This is a genomic window from Halorubrum laminariae (assembly GCF_024494655.1).
Lineage (GTDB): Archaea > Halobacteriota > Halobacteria > Halobacteriales > Haloferacaceae > Halorubrum > Halorubrum laminariae.
In genome coordinates this window covers 98,595-116,079 of the sequence record NZ_JANHDL010000007.1, presented here as the reverse complement: position 1 = coordinate 116,079, position 17,485 = coordinate 98,595, and the positions used below count along the sequence as shown (strand labels likewise).

Here is a 17,485-nt window from a genome sequence, read left to right as displayed (position 1 = left end):
GAGTTGTCCAGTAGAAGGTGATTTTCCAGATCACATTGTTACCGATCACTATCTGGCCTTATATGGGTAATTCAAGACCATTTACGTACAATATTCGATTTGTGAAACAGAGCTGGGAGAAGATATGGAATTCTATGATTATATAGATAACTAACCAGATAATATTAGGAAATAACTTATTTATCCCAGATAAATGTTCTTTTGAGGCGCTATCGTGCCAGATACAGCAAAATTATCCTATGAGAACACGATGTCGACGTAGGTCATATTTGCCACCGAGATTAACGACAATCAGAACAGTATTAATTCATAGTATATCGAGTATAATATCGAAAATGTCTGTCTTTAGACTATAGTATCGACGGCAGATGTCGCCGTCGATCCGGCGACTGGACACGGCTCTCAGTGGTACTAACACGCTGTGGTCGGGGTATCGAGGCCGATCCGACAGACGAGACACCGATCTACTCTCGACTATCGTCAACCGGTCCCCGCCCGCAGATACTCACGAGATCGTGGAGATCGTCGATCTCGTAGGTCGGCTGGCAGGTGAGTTCCGTCGACCGTCGGTGGGGACGCCGGACGAACGCAGAATCGATGTCGGCGTTGTCGGCGGCGCGGATATCGGACTCGTTGTCGCCGACGAAGATCGCCGTCTCGGCGTCGAGCGCGTCGAGGGCGCGTTCGAGGTAGTAGGGCGACGGTTTCTTCCGCGAGAGACTCGCTATCGACGGTTCTCGGCCGTACGCGATCTCGAATCGTTCTGACAGACCGAAGTGATCGAGCACGGCGTCGACGGTCGCCTGCTGGTTCGAGGAGACGACGCCGAGCGAGGCGTCGATGAAGCGGAGCGCGTCGACATCCTCGTAGGGAGTCTTCTGTCCGCGTCGCGCGGCGTCGATCTGTGCCGCAGACGCCACCTCGTCGCGGATGCGCCAGAACTCGGTCGGGTCGAGGTCGTATCGCTCACAGATCGTCGTTAGCGTTGCGGGGTCAACGCCGACCGCGACGTCGTCGACGTGAGCCAGATCCGGGTCCTCGACGCCAGCGCTCACGAACGCGTCCCAAGCGGCCTCCCGGAGCGTGTCGAACGAGGTCCGCCCGACGAGGACTCCGTCCTTGTCGAGGACGACGGCGTCGTACACGCACCTATGTCCGTCGGTAACCGGCAAAAACCTTTCACCATTCAGTGTACCCGAGGTTTTCGAGGCCGTCGGACGCCGAGTCTCGCTTTTGAGGAGATGTCTCACTCGACGCAACGACTCCCGCACTTTCAATACCCGGCCGGTCGAACTTCCGGACTGGACCATGAATATCGTTGATATTGCAGCGCCGGAATACGTCGAAGTGGAGGTCGATGAGCGGCTCGCGAAGGTCCGTTCTATCTTCGAGCGGGAGAATCCGAAGGGGATCGTCGTCACCGAGGACGGCGAGTACGCGGGCGTCGTGGGGGAAAAACAGCTCATGCGATCGCGAATGGAGGACGACACCAAGGTGTCGGCCGTGATGAAGCCCGCCCCGTCGGTCGATCGACACGAAGATGTCCGCGAGACGGCGCGTCTCCTCGTCGAGGGCGACGTGAAGATTGCGCCCGTGTACGAGGGCGAGAAACTGTACGGGATCATCACCGTCGATCAGATCCTTGAGGCCGTTCTCGACAGTCTCGACGCGCTCACCGTCGCCCAGATCGCGACCGAAGACGTGATCGGAATCAGCGAGAAAGACAGCGTCGGGAGCGCGATCAACCGCCTCCGCGAGAACGGCATCTCGCGGCTGCCGGCACTCGATGAGGACGGCCAGCTCGTCGGCGTCGTCACCACCAACGACATCGTCGAGTTCGTCGTCCGCGACCAGGAGCGGCAGGGCAGCGGCGACCGCGCCGGAGACATCGACCGGATGCTCGACATCCCCGTCTACGATATCATGTCGAGTCCCGTCGTCACTGCGACCGCCGACGAGACCGTGCAGGCCGTCGTCGAGCGGATGTTCGACAACAACATCTCCGGTCTGGTCGTCACGCCCGACGGGGAAGACACCGTCGCCGGTATGGTGACCAAAACCGACGTGTTGCGCGCGCTCACGTTCACCGAAGAGGCCTCGATGGACGTGCAGATAACGAACGTCGAGCTGCTGGATACGACGAACCGAGAACACATCGTCGAGTCCATCGAGCAGGTCGCGGACAAGTACGCCGCGATGCAGGTCATCCACGCGCACGTCCGACTGCACGCGCACAAAGAGAAGCTCCGCGGCACTCCCCTGATCCAGTGTCAGATCCGACTCCGGACCAACGAGGGACAGGTCGGCGGCTCCGGCGAGGGATACGGCGCGGAACACGCGTTCCACGTCGCGCTCGACAAACTGGAACGGAACGTCCTTGAGATCAAGGGCATCAACGCCGACGAGGAGTACCGCGGACAGCTCCTCCGCAAGCTCGGCGAGCTGTAGCGGCGCACCGCTTTTCGGCCTCCCGCTGTCTCGGACCGGCGCAAGCGTGTTCTCCTCGACCTTTTGCACCCGGGCGGCGTTACGGTTCGTCTTGGCTCGCACCACGCCGCGCGACGAGCGCGGTCACGAGGAGTGCGGCGACGGCGATCGCAGCCCCGAATCCGGGGACGCTCCCGTCCGTGGAGGGCGGAGCGGCGGCCCCGTCGCCTCCGGCGTCAGTCGCACCGGATCCATCACCGTCGGAACCGTCACCGCCGTCGGTAGAGCCGGACGAGCCGTCCAAATCCGACGAATCATCGCGGTCGTCGTCATCCGTCTCATCCGGAACCTCGGAGTTCGGGTCGTCGTCAGCCGCGGTCTCATTCTCTGCAGTCTCGTTCGTGTCGGCTTCCTCCGGTTCGTCGCTCGGTGGAGCGACTCCGCCGCCGCCTCCACCGCCACCGCCCCCTCCACCGCCACCTCCACCGCTACCGCCGTCGTCCGTGGTCTCATCGCCGTCGTCGACAGACTCTGCCACGTCAAACGAGACCGTCTGCGGATCAGCCCCGCCGGGTACCGAGGCCGTTGCGTCGTACGTACCCGGAGAGACCCCATCACCGATCGAGAGAGAAAACGAAACCGTCCGAGTGGCACCCGACGCGACATCAGAAAGCGTCGTCGATCGATCTGCCTCGGTCGCCGTGTCGGTGAACGACACCGTCACGTCGCCGGCTGAGCCGTTGTTGTTCCGGACCGTGACATCGAACGTCTCACTCGTTCCCTGCTCGATGGACGATGGTCCATCAAAGTCGGTCACGGAGAACTCGGGGGGCAATGCGAGGGACTCGGTGACGCTCCCGTTCGACGGAAGTATCCGCGTCGCGCTCGCGTCACCGTATCCGTTCGCCGAGCCAGTCACCAGATACTCGCCGCGGTCGAGGGTCAGCGAGTAGTCGCCAGCGGTGTCCGTGGTGTTCGTTCCGGCTACTTCGTCGGTCAGCGCCGAAGTGGCCGTCACGGTCGCGCCGTCGATCCGGTCACCGGTCGTGCTCGCGGTGATCGTCCCGGACAGCGTAGCGGGGAGCGGACCGAGCTCCAGCAGCGCGCTGGTCGTCGCGTTGGGTTCGATCGCGACATTCTTCTCGGTCGCCGAGTCGAAGTCGGGTGCGGCCGCGGTGACATTGTACGTCCCGGGGCGGAGCGACGCCTCGTACGTGCCGTCCGCGGTTGCGTCGACAGAAGCGACTGCGTCGCCGGTCCCGTTCGTCACCGTGACGGTCGCGTCTGCGGGAATGTCGAGATCGTCGGTGACACCCACGACTCCAGAGAGCGTCCCGTTCCGAGTCTTCAGCGAGAAATTCTGTGTCTTGGTATCTCCTGATCCGGCCAGCGACACCGAGGCGGTCGAGGGTCGGTAGGTCGCGTTACTCGCAGTGATGTTCAGATCGGACGCCGGAACGTCGACAGTGTAGATCCCGTCGCTTTCGGTCGCAGTCTCTCCGACGACCTCGCTTTCGTTCTCGACCATCACGTCGATCCCGGAGAGCGTCGCATCCGTCTCCGCGTCGGTGACTGTACCGTTCACCGTGCCGACCGCTTCCGCTATCCGGATCGGTCCCGTCTCGTCGTCATCGGGAGAGGCGGCCGCAAGCGTGGTCGCGCCCGTGCCGATATCGTCCGGAATCGACCCGGAGAGAGCCACGTTGGTCGCGCTGCCCGGATCGAGCGAGACGTTGGTCTGGTTCAGTACGCGCACGTCGGTATCGTTTCCGGGATCGGTGAGGCGAAGTTCGACGGTTCGGTTGTCTCCGGAAGCCTCGCCTCGGTTCGTCACGTTGGCCGTGGCTTCGAGTGTCGCGTTGCGCTCGACGATGGACGGCGCAGAGAGGTTCGATATCTCGTAGAATGGCCCATCGACAACCGTGATGTCAGTTGTCAGATTCGAGTCGGTCGTGTATGCGCCGTGCTCGTACGTCGTGTTCGTCTGCGTGTCGTCCGGGACGACGTACGAGAACGACACGGTCATCTCTTCGTCCGGTTGGAGCGAGACGTTCGCCTCGTCGCCGACGGTCCCGTTGAAGCGGTATTCGACGACACCAGATCCCGGATCCGCGCCGGTGTTGTTGACTGTGGCCGTCGCTTCGACCGTCGCACCCGGTGCAGTCTCATTCGGCGCGTCGAAATTCGTGACCGAGAGGTTCGACCGGTTCTCCGTAATCGACGACACCGCGGCATGGGCGTCAACGATTCCCGTCCCGTACCGGTCGTCTGGATCGGTCGCATCCTGCGGGTGGTCCGCCGTCTCGCGCAGTGTGTCGTACAGTTCGTCGTCGCCGACATCGCGTGTGCTCGCCGAAAGCATCAGCGCCGCAGCGCCGGAGACGTGCGGCGCGGCCATCGACGTTCCGTCCTTCGTGTCGTACGTACCGCCCGGCTCGGCCGAGTACACGTCGACACCCGGTGCCGACACATCGGGTACGACGTACTCAGCAGGCCAGTCCGCAGGGGCGTCTGATCTCCAATCTTCGGAGGTGTCAACGGTCTCGCCGCTGGAAAACAATGCGACAGTTTGACTGCTATTAACCGCACCGACAGCGAGTGAATCGTAGACGTTTCCGGGCGTACTGGATGTTCCTTGACCGCTGTTTCCCGACGAGACCACGACGACGGCACCAGTCTCTCGCGCGTTACGAACGGGATCGATGAACTGAGTGTAGTATCCGTCTGCACCGAGGCTCATCTGAACCACGTCTGCCTGCTCGCCAACAACTTCCGGATCCAGTGACGCCTCCATGCCACCAATAATTCGGGTAAACGTCGTGTTTCGATCGTCGCCCGGAAACACCTTGATCCCGTGGAGCGTCGCCTCGGGCGCGACACCGATGGCCGTTCCACTCGTATTTCCACCCGTCACCGTGCCTGCGACGTGAGTTCCGTGACCGTTCAGATCGTACGGTCCGTCGTCATTTTGAATGACGTTACCATTCTCGTCAATCTCCGCCCAGCCGCTCACGTTCAAGTCAGGATGATCGGGATCGACACCAGTATCGAGCACGGCGACCGTCGCGCCCTCACCACGAGTGTCGAACGTGTCCCACACTTCGGGTGCTCGGACCATTTCGACACCGTACGTCGCGTCCGTCGACGCCGTCGACACCGTCTGTGCTGTGGGCGTCGGCAGCGCGAGCGACGGGGTCACTGGACTCGGCGCGCCGGCCTCCGAAGTCGACGTCGCGGAGTCGATTTCGACCTCGAAGTTCTCGTGGACGCGCTCGACGCCGCGAACTTGGAGAACGCGGTCGATCGGAACGCGATCGGTGTCGACCGTGACGAGCATCGCGTTCGCGACCCAGAAGCTCCGTTCCACCGTGATCGCGCCGTTCCCGTTCGCGAACCGTTTGAACTCGGTCTGAGAGCTGTCCGCATTCGTCTTGAGATCGGCCGTCGAGATACGGCCATCACCTACCGTCTGCTGTTCGAACCTCGCAGTGTTTCCGAACCGCACGACCACTTCGACAGTACCGTTCGTGGACTGAAGTCCGGGACCGATCGCCTCGCGGTCGACCGCGTCCGTCGTCGATGACTCGTCATCGACCGCGGCCGCACCGCCGTCGAAACCGCCCGCCACGGCAGCGGGCGCGGCGCTCGCGACGAGTACACACGCGACCGCGATCCACACGAGCACGACTGTCGATCGTTTCTCTCCTCCCCCCATTACCCGTGACCTCGGCTGCGAGTGGGTTAATCCTCACGGCCGTGACGAGGGTTGCTACGTCACGTTAGACGGACAATAGGTTATCGACAAGATGAGCCACAGTCAGGCGTCGGTTCCCTCGGCAAGGCCGTCGCCGACGATCCGGAAGGTCACCGTCTCGCCGGCCGGCTTCGACCGGTGTTTCTCCAGCGTCGCCCGGCGGTTCCCACCGCGGAAGCGGTCGACGCGGACGATCGCACCGGTCCAGTGGTTGAGCGTGTTGCCGCCGAGCGCGCGGTCGCGGTCGCTGTCGGGGTCGCTGAACACCTGATTCGTGATCACGACGGCCAAGTCGTGCCGGCGGGCCAGCGAGAGAAGGTGCGTCACCTGTTTCGCGACCGCTCGCAGCGAGTCGCCCGTTTCGGCGTCGTCGGCCCGTTCGAGGCGATAGAAGCCGGTGGCGGAGTCAACCACGATCAGATCGACCTCCGTGGCGAGTTCCTCGGCGTCGCGGACCGCCTCGCGCTGGTCGTCGAAGTCGTACGCCTCCGTGATGATCACCCGAGAGGCGAGTTCTTCGACTGTCTCGTCGGCGTTCGATCGGTCGAGGCTACCCGCCGCCACCTGCTCAAAGCGATCGATGGAGAGGCCCTCCGTGTCGATGTAGAGCGCGCGATCGCCGCCGGCCGCGACCTCCACCGCGGCCGCGAGCGCGAGGTTGGTCTTCCCCGCCGCGGGCGGCCCGTACACCTGCGTGACGACGCCGCGCTCGAACCCGCCGTCCAACAGGTCGTCGACCGGACCGCAGCCGGTCGGAATCGAATCGGTCACGTCAGCGTCTCACTCGCGCTCGTATTTAAACGGTCGATCGCGGTGGGTCACGCGCGGGATTCAACCAGAAACTGTACTCGTCTGCGGACGCTGACCGAAAAGATGTCACTCCTCGTAGATTGAGAGTGTGAAGAATCGGAATCGGTCGCCGATCGCGTCGAGCGACGCCGGAATCCGGTAATTAGTTACGGACGAGGTTCGTCGCGCGGGGTCCCTTAGGCGAGGACTCGATGTCGAACTCCACTTCCTGACCCTCTTCGAGGTCCGGACCGCCGACGTCTTCCATGTGGAAGAACACGTCTTCGTCGTCGTCGAGGTCGCCGTCGTCAGTCGAGATGAAACCGTAGCCGCCAGTGTCGTTGAAGAAATCAACCTTACCGTTTGCCATTGCAACCAAACGTACAGTCCGTTTGGGGATAACCCTTGCGAGGGTCACGGTACCACGACCTGTGATGTGTTCGACCACGGCGAATCGCGGCGAGTCGCCTGTGTTCATCGCGTGCGACCAGCCGCGAGGTTCATTTACGAGCGGCCACGAATCTATCGTAATCACATGGATCGCCGCACGTACCTCCGGTCGGTCGCCAGCACGACCAGCGTCGCCGCCACCGCGGCAACTGCCGGGTGTCTCGGGGTATTCGGATCGTCTGGAGCCGAAGGAACAGTTCTCGGCCCTCCCGAGCAGGATCTGAGCGAAGCATCTCATCCCAGCTACGGCGACGAGATGCCGAATTTTACGCTGTCCGACCCACTCACCGGCGAGGACGTGACAGTCGCGGACTACGAGGGCGAACGCGCGGTCCTCTGGACCTCATTTTACACCAACTGTCCCGACGGGGTCTGTCCGGCGCTCATCCTTCGGCTCCGACGGGCGCAGGCGGCCGCCGCAGAGGATGAGTACGGCGACGAACTCGCGTTGCTCGCACAGACGTTCGATCCCGAGCGCGACACGGCCGATGTCCTCCGCGAATATGCCGGCCAACAGGGCGTGAATCTAGATACCAACAACTGGCACTTCCTCCGGCCGGGGAGCTACGAGGCTGGCCAGTCCCTGATGGAGGAGAAGTTCGGACTCGTGATCGAGAAGACCGAGGCCGACCAGTACGAGAACTTGGAGTACCAGTTCCCCCACTACGGGCTGATCCTCCTCGCGAACAAGCAGGGAATCATCGAGCGAGCGTATCCGAGAGGCCCGCAGACGGACATCGAGTCGCTCATCGAGGACGTCGAGCGGGTGGTCACGGCGTGAGGCGACGGAACCTCCTCGCGGGCCTCGCCAGCGTGGGCGCTCTCGGGGGGGCGGGTGCGGTCGCCACCGGGAACGCACCCGCCGCGCTCGGAATCGGGAGCGACGGCGCAGAGCCCGTCGAACCGGTGACGCTCACCACGGTCGATGCCCCCGGAAGCCGTGACGGCGAGGTTGTGATACCCGCCGACGGACGGGCCACGTTCGTCGATTTTTTCGGAACGTGGTGCCCGCCGTGTGCCGAGCAGATGCCGGCGTTGGGAGAGGCCCACGACCGCGTCGGAGACGACGTGCTGTTCACCTCGGTGACAAACGAGGATGTCGGCGACGACGTGAGCGAGTCGGACGTGGCCGACTGGTGGCGCGAGCACGACGGCGACTGGCTGGTCGCTGCCGATGTCACGGCCGAACTGGCGGCGAAGCTCGACGTGGGCGGGTATCCCACCGCGGTCGCGCTCGACGCCGACGGGCGAGTCGCGTGGAGCGATTCGGGCGTCCACACCGCGGACGAACTCGTTGCCGGCATCGAAACCGCCCTGAACAGATGACCGCACCGCGCTTCTGCCGCGGCGACGGAAAGCACTCGCGCCGATGACGGACATCTCGATCGCGACCAACGTCCCGTTCGCGCTGGCCGCCGGTGTTGCGACGTTCTTTTCGCCGTGCGCGTACCCGCTGTTACCAGGGTACGTCGGCTTCTACGTGAACTCCGTCGACGCCGACCGCGCCTCGGTCGCCGGTGCTGGCGTCCGCGGACTCGCAGCCGCTCTGGGCGTGCTCGCGACGTTCGCGCTACTCGCGGGTGCCACCGTCCACATCGGCTACTCGACGCTCTCCAACATCACCGTCTTCGAGACGCTCGTCGGTGCCCTCCTCGTCACTTTCGGGCTGCTCGTTGCCGCCGGACGAGCCCCGGCGATATCGGTCCCGCTCCCGCAGCGTCGCGCGGGCGTGCTCGGTTTCGGCGTCTTCGGTGCGGGGTACGCGCTCGCCGGCGCAGGGTGCGTGGCACCGGTGTTTCTCGGCGTCGTCGCCCGCGCGATCGCGCTTCCCACGGAGACGGCGCTGCTCGTCGTCGGCGTCTACGCCGGAACCGTCGCCCTTCTGATGGCCGCGACCACCGTCGCGACCGGCGTCGGACTCGTGAGCAACGCCACCCGCGTGATGGCCCACGCGGACCTCCTGAAGCGCGTCGCCGGCGTCGTAATGATGATCGCGGGGGTCGGACAGCTGTACCTCTCGCTCGTCGTGTACTGACTCCGCCTCCCGACATTTATGTATCAGACCGGGGAATCGGCACGTAGCCGAACCCGCGAGTTCGGTCCCCGCACATGAATCTCGATCAGTTCACCGCCGCGAACGCATCGACCGAGAGCGCCGATCCCTTCGAGCGCGAGAACAGTTACACCCTCGACGTCGCGGTCGACGGCACCGTGATGGCGAAGGCCGGTTCGATGATCGCGTACACCGGCGACATCTCGTTCACCGGGAAGGCGTCGGCAGAAGGAGGAATCACCGGCCTCCTCAAGGAGGCTGCCACCGGCGAAGGGACGCCGATAATGGCCGTCGAGGGGCAGGGACACGTCTACTTCGCCGACGGCGGCAAGAAGGTCCAAGTGGTCGAGCTGGACGCCGGCGAGTCGATCACGGTCAACGGCGAAGACGTACTCGCGTTCGAGGACTCGCTCTCGTACGAGATCAGCACCATAGACAGCCTCGCCGGCTCGTTCGCCGGCGGGTTCAGCAATGTCTATCTCCAAGGACCCGGCTACGTCGCGCTCACGACCCACGGCGATCCGATCGTGTTGGAGCCGCCGGTCGCGACGGACCCGAGCGCGACGGTCGCGTGGAGCGAGACTGCCCCGAACGTCGAGGTGAATCGCAGCCTCTCGGACATGATCGGACAGGAGTCCGGCGAACGCTACCAGATGCGCTTCGACGGCACGGACGGGTTCGTGATCGTACAGCCGTACGAGGAACACGTCTGATCGACGACGATGAGTGACGGAATCGACTCCGACGAGGGCGCTGACTCCGACGAGTCGAGCGAAGAGGACGCAAACGGCGGATCGTCGGGTGTCCTCGCGCGAATCAAGACAGTTATTTCAGAGGCCGCCGGTGTCGTCGTCGACGCCGTGGCCGACGCGATATGATCGATCCCAGAGACGGAGAGCCGACGCTGGTCGCGCACCGCGGCTTCGCCGGCGAAAATCCGGAGAACACCGTCGCGGCGTTCGAGGCGGCGACCGAACCCGCGGCTCGAGAGCGGTCGGACGCGACCGAGGAGTCTGGACCCCGTCGCCGTCGCGCCGACTGGATCGAAGTCGATGTCGTCCCGACCGTCGACGGCGACGTGGTCGCCGCTCACGACGCGGAGTTGGGTCGGCGTGACGGAGATGACAGGCCGGCCGGACTCACCGACGCGACCGGCGTCGTCTGGGAGACGGACACCGCGACCGTCACGAGCGCGCCGGTGCTCGAAAGCGGCGAAACCGTGCCGCTTTTCGCCGACGTGCTCGACGCCGTCCCCGCCGATGTCGGCGTGAACGTCGAACTTAAGAACCCGGGACGGTGGGACATCCGGCCGGGAGAGAAGCTAGGGAGCGACGCGCTCGCCGAGCGGACGGCGGTCTGGCGACCGTTCGTCGAACGCGTGCTCGCCGTCGTCGACGATCACGAGAACGACTGCCTGTTCTCGTCCTTCTGTGAGGGTGCGCTGGCGGCAGTCACGGAGTTGTCGGCAGCGCCGGTCGCGCCGCTCGTGTCGGAGTCTATCGACGACGGGCTCGCGATCGCCCGCCAACACGACGCCGACGCGATCCACCCCCCGATCGACGCGATCCGGGGGACACCCTTTTTCGACGCCGACGCGTTCGGGCACGCCAACGACATCGTCGCCGTCGCGCACGCAGACGAGCGCGCCGTGAACGTCTGGACCGTGGAGACGTGGTACCAGGCCGATCGCCTCGCGTCGGCCGGCGTCGATGGAATTATCGCCGACTACTCGACGGTACAGCGCCGCTGAGCCTGCGACATCGGCAAAAAGACGGTCGAAGTCTGAGCTCTGGTCGCGAATCCGTTACCGCGCGGCCAGCCACTCGGCGAAGTCGACAGTGAGAAACTCGACGTAGTCGACGACGCCAAGATACAGCGAGACGGCCACGACGACGACGATCGGAATCCGAACGATCCAGATCCACGCGTCACCGAACGGACCGAGGTCGCCGATCCCCCGGGACAGTTCCTCGCGGGCGATATCGGGGACGACCCAGCCGACGAACAGCGCGAGTAGCAGCGACCCCAACACGAGCAGAATGCCGTCGGCGAGCAGGTCGAAGAGGTCGAGGAAGATGAGGTCGATTGTCACCGGAACACCGAGGAGGAAGACGGCGACGCCGAGCGCGATGGACGCGGGGACGCGCGAGACGCCGAGTTCGTCGATGAGGTAGGAGACGAGCACTTCGAGGATGCTGATCGCAGATGACAGCGCCGCGATGCCGACCATGCCGAAGAAGACGACGCCGAGGACGCGTCCGCCGGGGATTCCGGCGAACGCCGTCGTGAGGCTCACGAAGATGCCGCCCGGACCGCCCGCTCCGGGTTCGAGTCCGGCCGCGAAGAGGAACGGGAAGACGACGAACCCGACGAGCACCGCGACGAGGGTGTCGAGACTGGCGATCACGCCCGCGTCCGCGACGAGGTTTCGGTCTTCACCGAGGTAGGAGGCGTAGGTAATCATCACACCCATCCCCAGTGAGAGGGTGAAAAACGCCTGTCCGGCCGCGGCCGGGAGGATGCTCGTCCAGTTCGCGGCGAGGTAGCCGAAGTCCGGCGAGAGGTAGTAGCTGTAGGCCGCCGTCGACGCGTCGAGGGTAAACCCGTACGCCGCGAGTCCGACGAGCAGGATGACGATAGCCGGTACCATGACCTTCACCCCGATCTCGATGCCGCGGCGGACTCCGGCAGCGATGATCCCGATGACGAGCGCCATGAACACGGCGTGGAACAGCAGGGTGTCGATCCCGGTGGCGACGGTGCCGAACAGCGCCTGCGCCTCCCCCGTGTCGGCGATGGCGTAGCCGTCGAGAACACCGATGAGCGTGTACCGCAGGAACCACCCCGCGACGACGCTGTAGTACGACAATATCACGAATCCGATGGCCACGAACAGCCAGCCGAGGTAGTTCCACGCACCGCTACCGAGGGCGCGTATCGCGCCGACGGGGTTCAGCTCCGTGTGTCGACCGATCACGAACTCGACGAGGATCGCCGGGAGGCCGATCAGTGCGACGAAGAGCAGGTAGACGAGGAGAAACGCCCCGCCGCCCTCCTGTCCGGTGATGAACGGGAACCGCCAGATGTTCCCGAGCCCGACTGCGCTGCCGACGGCGGCGAGGATGAATCCCGCCCGTGTCGCCCATGTCTCGCGTGCCATGTGTGTCGGATCGGCTTCTCCGAACCGTCTAAAACGTGTCTCTCCGACACTCCATCTAATAACGAACGACGATGAACGACTCGGACGGTGCAGCCGGACCGTGAATTTAATACTCGGACGGGAACCTCACGGAGTATGGAACGCGTAGATGTCGCGATCGTGGGGGGCGGCCCGGCCGGCTCCGCCGCAGCGCACGCGGCCGCGACAGGCGACGCGGACGCCCTAGTCCTCGAAAAGGGGGTTCCCCGGGCCGATCGGGACCGGCTCGGGCCCGACTCAACCGACGCCGCCGGGATCTTGGATTATTGGGTCGACATCATGGGGATCCACCCCGACGAGTTCGACGATGGCGTCGTCCAGCGGAAGCTAAACCGCGCCGAATTCCGCGGCCCTGACGAGTCGGCGACGCTCACGTCGACTGGGATCGAGTCCTCGTACGACACGTTCGGATACACCTTTCACCGCGCGCGGTTCGACGACTGGCTCCGCGACCGAGCGGAAGACGCCGGGGCCGAGTACCGCACCGGCGTGTCGGTCCGCGGCGTGGACACCGACCCGTCGATAGCTCCCGGCACGGGCAACACCGACCGGCCACGTCACGTCGTCGAACTCGCCTCTGGCGAGTCGGTCGGGGCCGACTTCGTCGTCCTCGCCGACGGGCCCCAGCGCACGGTGACGAACCGGGTGCTCGACGAGTACCTCCCGGCCGACGCACCGGCCTCGGAGCGGCTCGCCTCTCGGACGGCGAACCACATTGCCTATCAGGAGTATCGGCGAGTCCCGAAGGAGGTGTACGAGGAGGTGAACGACGCGATCGTCTTCTGGTGGGGCGTGATGCCCGGCGAGACCGCGTACCCGTGGATATTCCCGAACGCGGACCGCGTCTGTCGGATCGGATTGACGATGCCGATCGGGCTCGACATCGACGAGTTCGATGCCGAAGCGTACGCGCTGCTCGAGCCCGACGACGACTCGATCCCGCAGGGGAGCGAGTACGTCCGACGGCTGCTTGAGTGGCAGTACGGCGACGAGTACGACATCGAGACGGAGTTCCCGCTCGTCGAGGACGCCGGCAAGCGCGGCGGAACCGAGACGTACCCGATCTCCTCGACACGTCCGATCGATTCGCCGACCGACGCGGGCATCGCCGTCGCCGGCGGCGCGATGGGGACGACCTCTGCCTTCCACGAGGGGGGCGACCACGTGGCGGTCCGAACCGGCGCGATCGCGGGCGAACTCGCCGCCGAAGGCGACCTCGCGTCCTACAATCGGCGGTGGAAGGAAACCATCGGCGACGAGATCGTCCGGAACGTGACGATGGCAGACATGGTCGCCGAGTACGACCCGGATGACTGGGATCGGATCATCGGCGCGGCCGACGAGATGCTCGCGGCGGCGGGTGACGGGCTGCTCTCGCAGCCGTACCGCTCCGGGTGGGAGTCGGCGAAGCTCCTGCTCGCGTACAAGTGGAACAAGCGGCGGGTGAAGAAAAGCTACGTCGGCATCGACGAGAACGAGTACGTCTACTGACCGCAGTCAGCGGATCGTCGATCCAGTCAGCGGATCACCGGCGCAGTCAATTCCCGCGGTTCGGTCGAGATTCCCTCGACTGCGACCGGCTCCACCTCGTGTGTCGGCCACTGCCCCGTCTTCGTGAGCGTCTCGGTCCGATCGGGTGCGACGAGATGGGTGTCCTCGCTTTTCGCGCCATGAACGGTCGGGTTCCAAGCGTAGCCCATGGGACGCCGGACTGGCTCGTCGCTCTCCGGCGTCGCGATCCACTCGCGGCTCGCGAAGCCCGCAGCGCCGCCCTGATGATGTTCGCGCCACTCATCCGGGTGTCCCACGGCATCGTACGCCTCGCGGATCGCCGCGAAGACGTCTCCGGCGGTGTCAGAATCAGCAGATCCCGTCAACTCGCCGTCTGCGGCCGCCTCCGTCGCCGCGAGCGCGGTGGCCTCGACGCGGGCGGCCGCGCGATGACGCTTTTTCAGCCACTCCGGCGCGTCGAAGGCGATAGTGCGCGTGAGCGAGGCGTACAACCCGGCGCGCTCGGCGGTGACGGAGACCAGCGCGTAGTCGCCGAGCGTCGCGTCGGTCGGAGTGTAGTGTCGGTACGTCTGTGCCCGCTCGGCACCGCCAACGAGAACGACCGGCGTGTTCACGTCTCGGGAGGCGAGCGAAATGTCGATGCCGGCGGCGACCTCATACTCCGGATCGTCGGGTTCGAGGTTTCGACAGACGGTTTCAAGGGCGGCAGCGACCTCGCGTCCCAGCTCGCGGTATCGATCGACGTCGTCGTCGGTGAGCGGCTGCCGGAGACGGCCGCCGTCGACGCGGTCGAATCCGGGAACGTCGAAATCCGCTGCCGCGGGAGCGGGCGACCGGTCGGCGACCGCCTCCGCGAGCGACGAGGTGTGCCACGGGAACGATTCGACGGCGACCCCGTCGGGTAGCTCTTCGTCGAGGAGTCTGTCGGCTTCGATGTTGTCTGTGATCACGCGGAGTTCCCCGTCGTAGCCGGCCGCGGCGACGCCGACGTCGGCGTCGCCGTCGACGACGTTGTCGCCGCCGGTGAGCCACGCGAAACCGTTGGGCCTGGCGAACCAGACCGCTTCGAGCCCGCGCGCGTCGAGGTACTCGTCGAGCCGGTCGGCGCGAGCGGAGAGGTCGACCATGCGAGCACACTCTCGTCGACCAACAAAAGGCGGTCGAAATACGTCACGCAGTGACGCATGCGGCCGGAAAGCGTCGCTCGGATCGGCTGACCGCGGCGTATCGCGGGCCGCCGAAACGAAAGGTTCAATTATATCCCCCGGATACCACGAGTTGCGAGTGAACGCCCCCACGGGTTGGTAGTCTAGTCCGGTTATGACACCTCCTTGACATGGAGGAGGCCGGCGGTTCAAATCCGCCCCAACCCACTCCTTTATAAGCAAACACCGCACGACGGCGAGATATCTCTCCGCTCGCATTGACCTGCGGACTGCATCTGGTCGCGGGTTCCGAAATGACTATGCCTCGGACCGCCGAATCGGCTCGCATGGACTGGCCACACGACCCCGACGGAGAGCAGGGGAGCGAAGGAGGGCGGAAGTACGGCCACGCCGTCCTCGCGAAGAAAATCGACGAGGAGGAAGACTTCCCGCTGACGGCGGCCGAGTACGTCGAGCAGTACGGTAACCACCCTGTCCGGATCGACTTCGAAACGGTCGTCTCCGTCGAGGAGATATTCGACGGCGTCGAGAAAGACGAGTTCGCCGACTTCGTCGAGTTCCACCAAGAACTCGGCAGAGCGATGCGCGAGAACGACTACTGGTTCTACGAGGGCGCGGCCCAGTTCGTCGGCGGCGACGCCTGACGCGAGCGGAACGGCCCGAGCCGACTATCGTGAGGTCGCCCGCGCAGTTTTGCGGTGGGTCGCCGATTCCGTCTGCGTCAGGCCGCCCGGCGGTACGTCTCTCCGATGAGTTTCGCGAGCAGTGCGACCGTCGCGATCCCGAGCGCGGCCGCGAACGCGACGACGAGTCCCGTGAGCACGTCGATCCCGCCGCCGATCTGTTCGACGACGAAGTTGACGGCCAGCGTGCCGGACACCAGTAACAGCGCGACGCCGCCGAGGTTGGCGAGCGCAGACGCCCCCTCGGACACGGCGTCGGAGTTCAGGAGGTACAACACGACCACGATGGCGAAGGGCGTTCCCACGGTCCCCAACGCGAGCACGAGCACGAGCTGCCCGAGGATCTCCCCGCCGATGAACGCGCCCGGAGCGGACAGCAGCGCGACCGCGACCAAGAGTCCGCGGTACCGTCCGTCCTCGACCGTGGTTCCCCACCCGAGCTTGTCTGCGACGAGGAACGGCGGAACGAGCGTGTTACCACCGAGCGTGGAGACGGCCGCGCCGCCGAGCCCGAGCAGGAACAGCCACTGCGCGGCCGAGCCGGCCAGCGGGCCGAGTGCCTGTGCCGCGCCCACCGTCGAGAGGCTCGGATCGCTGAGGACGCTCGCGGTGACGAGGAACGTCGCCACGCTGTAGACGCCGAACGCGATAAGCATGGAAGCGACGACATCGACCGTCGCGAGGCGGTACTCGCCCTCGGTCCACTGGCGCGCCCGCATCGTGTACGAGTGCATGGTAATGAGCGTGATGTGCACCGCACCACCGAGGATGCCCGCGGCGACAACCGCGCTCCCGGCTGGAAGCGTCGGAACGAGCCCCGAAAGCGCCTGTGTGGGCTCTATCGGGACGACGAAAAGCGACGCGACGAACGCGGCGACGACCGCGGCGACCAACACCTTCGCGACGAACTCGACGAAGCGGTACCCCTTGCCGGCCAGCCCGACCACGAGAACGAGCGCCCAGAACGCGCCGCAGATCCGCGCGTCGACGCCCGTTATCGTCGCCGACACGGTCGCCACGGTGTTCATTATCACCAACTGTGCGACGCCGGCCGCGATGACGACATCCGCGACGAGGATCCACGCCCACCACTCACCGAGGTGTCGCTCGACGACGTCGACGACGCCGCGCTCCGTCAGGAGCCCCAGACGCATCGCGAGGTACTGCGCGAGCGTGCCGGCCCCGGCCGACAGCACGACGACCCAGAGCAGCGCGTAGTCGAAGCGCGCGCCGGCGGTGATCAGGCTCGCCATCGACGCCGGACCGGCAGCGATCGCACCGGCGATCCACGACGGCCCCATCCCGGTGGCATACTCGCGAATCTGCGTTCCCCAAGCGGCTATCGCGCCCGAAGTTGTCTCAGACATACTCTAGTGGTATCACCCTAGAATAATACGTTTGCCTTCTCGCTTCGAGCGTGTTTCTCGATCACATCCAACACACTTTGAGGTA

General features: G+C 65.0%; 16 protein-coding genes and 1 tRNA gene. 10 read left to right on the top strand and 7 right to left on the bottom strand.

The features are described 5' to 3' along the window. Positions 1 to 464 precede the first annotated feature (464 nt). Positions 465 to 1,145, bottom strand: a complete 681-nt coding sequence (locus NO887_RS12895; protein ID WP_256418691.1) for an HAD family hydrolase — start codon at positions 1,143 to 1,145, stop codon at positions 465 to 467. 163 nt (positions 1,146 to 1,308) lie between these two features. Between NO887_RS12895 and NO887_RS12890 the strand changes: the two genes are divergently transcribed. After that, positions 1,309 to 2,448 (top strand): CBS domain-containing protein, encoded by a 1,140-nt coding sequence (locus NO887_RS12890; protein ID WP_256418690.1) that lies wholly within the window; start codon positions 1,309 to 1,311, stop codon positions 2,446 to 2,448. Between the two features lie 79 nt (positions 2,449 to 2,527). Here NO887_RS12890 and NO887_RS12885 read toward each other — a convergent pair whose 3' ends face one another. The 3 genes from NO887_RS12885 to NO887_RS12875 all read right to left on the bottom strand — a co-directional run bounded on the left by NO887_RS12885 (position 2,528) and on the right by NO887_RS12875 (position 7,340). Further along, positions 2,528 to 6,142 carry a S8 family serine peptidase gene (locus NO887_RS12885; RefSeq protein ID WP_256418689.1) on the bottom strand — a complete coding sequence of 1,205 codons (3,615 nt, stop codon included), beginning with the start codon at positions 6,140 to 6,142 and terminating at the stop codon, positions 2,528 to 2,530. Positions 6,143 to 6,244: 102 nt separating this feature from the next. Further along, on the bottom strand, positions 6,245 to 6,952 hold the full coding sequence (radB, locus tag NO887_RS12880; protein WP_256418688.1) for a DNA repair and recombination protein RadB: 708 nt from the start codon (positions 6,950 to 6,952) through the stop codon (positions 6,245 to 6,247). 181 nt (positions 6,953 to 7,133) lie between these two features. After that, positions 7,134 to 7,340 (bottom strand): cold-shock protein, encoded by a 207-nt coding sequence (locus tag NO887_RS12875; protein ID WP_004595330.1) that lies wholly within the window; start codon positions 7,338 to 7,340, stop codon positions 7,134 to 7,136. Positions 7,341 to 7,505: 165 nt separating this feature from the next. On the opposite strand from NO887_RS12875, the gene NO887_RS12870 reads away from it, so the two are divergent. From NO887_RS12870 to NO887_RS12845, 6 genes are all read left to right on the top strand, one after another. Then, the gene (locus tag NO887_RS12870) at positions 7,506 to 8,201 is read left to right on the top strand and encodes an SCO family protein (RefSeq protein WP_256418687.1); all 696 of its coding nucleotides are present in this window, start codon (positions 7,506 to 7,508) and stop codon (positions 8,199 to 8,201) included. Beyond that, a complete protein-coding gene (locus NO887_RS12865; RefSeq protein ID WP_256418686.1) occupies positions 8,198 to 8,746 on the top strand; it encodes a TlpA family protein disulfide reductase in 549 nt (182 codons plus the stop codon). The genes NO887_RS12870 and NO887_RS12865 overlap by 4 nt, the downstream gene beginning before the upstream one ends. Before the next feature lie 43 nt (positions 8,747 to 8,789). After that, on the top strand, positions 8,790 to 9,455 hold the full coding sequence (locus NO887_RS12860; protein ID WP_256418685.1) for a cytochrome c biogenesis CcdA family protein: 666 nt from the start codon (positions 8,790 to 8,792) through the stop codon (positions 9,453 to 9,455). A 74-nt stretch (positions 9,456 to 9,529) separates the two neighbouring features. Next, positions 9,530 to 10,186: an AIM24 family protein gene (locus NO887_RS12855; protein ID WP_256418684.1), complete on the top strand. Its 657-nt coding sequence runs from the start codon at positions 9,530 to 9,532 to the stop codon at positions 10,184 to 10,186. A gap of 9 nt (positions 10,187 to 10,195) precedes the next feature. Continuing rightward, positions 10,196 to 10,351, top strand: coding sequence for a hypothetical protein (locus NO887_RS12850; protein ID WP_256418683.1), 156 nt, complete (start codon positions 10,196 to 10,198; stop codon positions 10,349 to 10,351). Continuing rightward, positions 10,348 to 11,223, top strand: coding sequence for a glycerophosphodiester phosphodiesterase (locus tag NO887_RS12845; RefSeq protein WP_256418682.1), 876 nt, complete (start codon positions 10,348 to 10,350; stop codon positions 11,221 to 11,223). The genes NO887_RS12850 and NO887_RS12845 overlap by 4 nt, the downstream gene beginning before the upstream one ends. Before the next feature lie 54 nt (positions 11,224 to 11,277). Here NO887_RS12845 and NO887_RS12840 read toward each other — a convergent pair whose 3' ends face one another. After that, positions 11,278 to 12,633, bottom strand: coding sequence for a sodium-dependent transporter (locus NO887_RS12840; RefSeq protein WP_256418681.1), 1,356 nt, complete (start codon positions 12,631 to 12,633; stop codon positions 11,278 to 11,280). 135 nt (positions 12,634 to 12,768) lie between these two features. Between NO887_RS12840 and NO887_RS12835 the strand changes: the two genes are divergently transcribed. After that, positions 12,769 to 14,163, top strand: coding sequence for an NAD(P)/FAD-dependent oxidoreductase (locus tag NO887_RS12835; protein ID WP_256418680.1), 1,395 nt, complete (start codon positions 12,769 to 12,771; stop codon positions 14,161 to 14,163). A gap of 26 nt (positions 14,164 to 14,189) precedes the next feature. Here NO887_RS12835 and NO887_RS12830 read toward each other — a convergent pair whose 3' ends face one another. Continuing rightward, on the bottom strand, positions 14,190 to 15,311 hold the full coding sequence (locus NO887_RS12830; protein WP_256418679.1) for a M24 family metallopeptidase: 1,122 nt from the start codon (positions 15,309 to 15,311) through the stop codon (positions 14,190 to 14,192). Positions 15,312 to 15,482: 171 nt separating this feature from the next. On the opposite strand from NO887_RS12830, the gene NO887_RS12825 reads away from it, so the two are divergent. Together NO887_RS12825 and NO887_RS12820 are read left to right on the top strand one after the other, a co-directional pair. Continuing rightward, a tRNA-Val gene (locus tag NO887_RS12825) sits at positions 15,483 to 15,557 on the top strand. 119 nt (positions 15,558 to 15,676) lie between these two features. Continuing rightward, the gene (locus tag NO887_RS12820; RefSeq protein ID WP_256418678.1) at positions 15,677 to 15,994 is read left to right on the top strand and encodes a DUF5785 family protein; all 318 of its coding nucleotides are present in this window, start codon (positions 15,677 to 15,679) and stop codon (positions 15,992 to 15,994) included. Between the two features lie 77 nt (positions 15,995 to 16,071). On the opposite strand, the gene NO887_RS12815 is transcribed toward NO887_RS12820, so the two are convergent. Next, complete coding sequence (locus NO887_RS12815; RefSeq protein WP_345780161.1) at positions 16,072 to 17,400, bottom strand: divalent metal cation transporter; 1,329 nt, start codon at positions 17,398 to 17,400, stop codon at positions 16,072 to 16,074. Positions 17,401 to 17,485 lie beyond the last annotated feature (85 nt).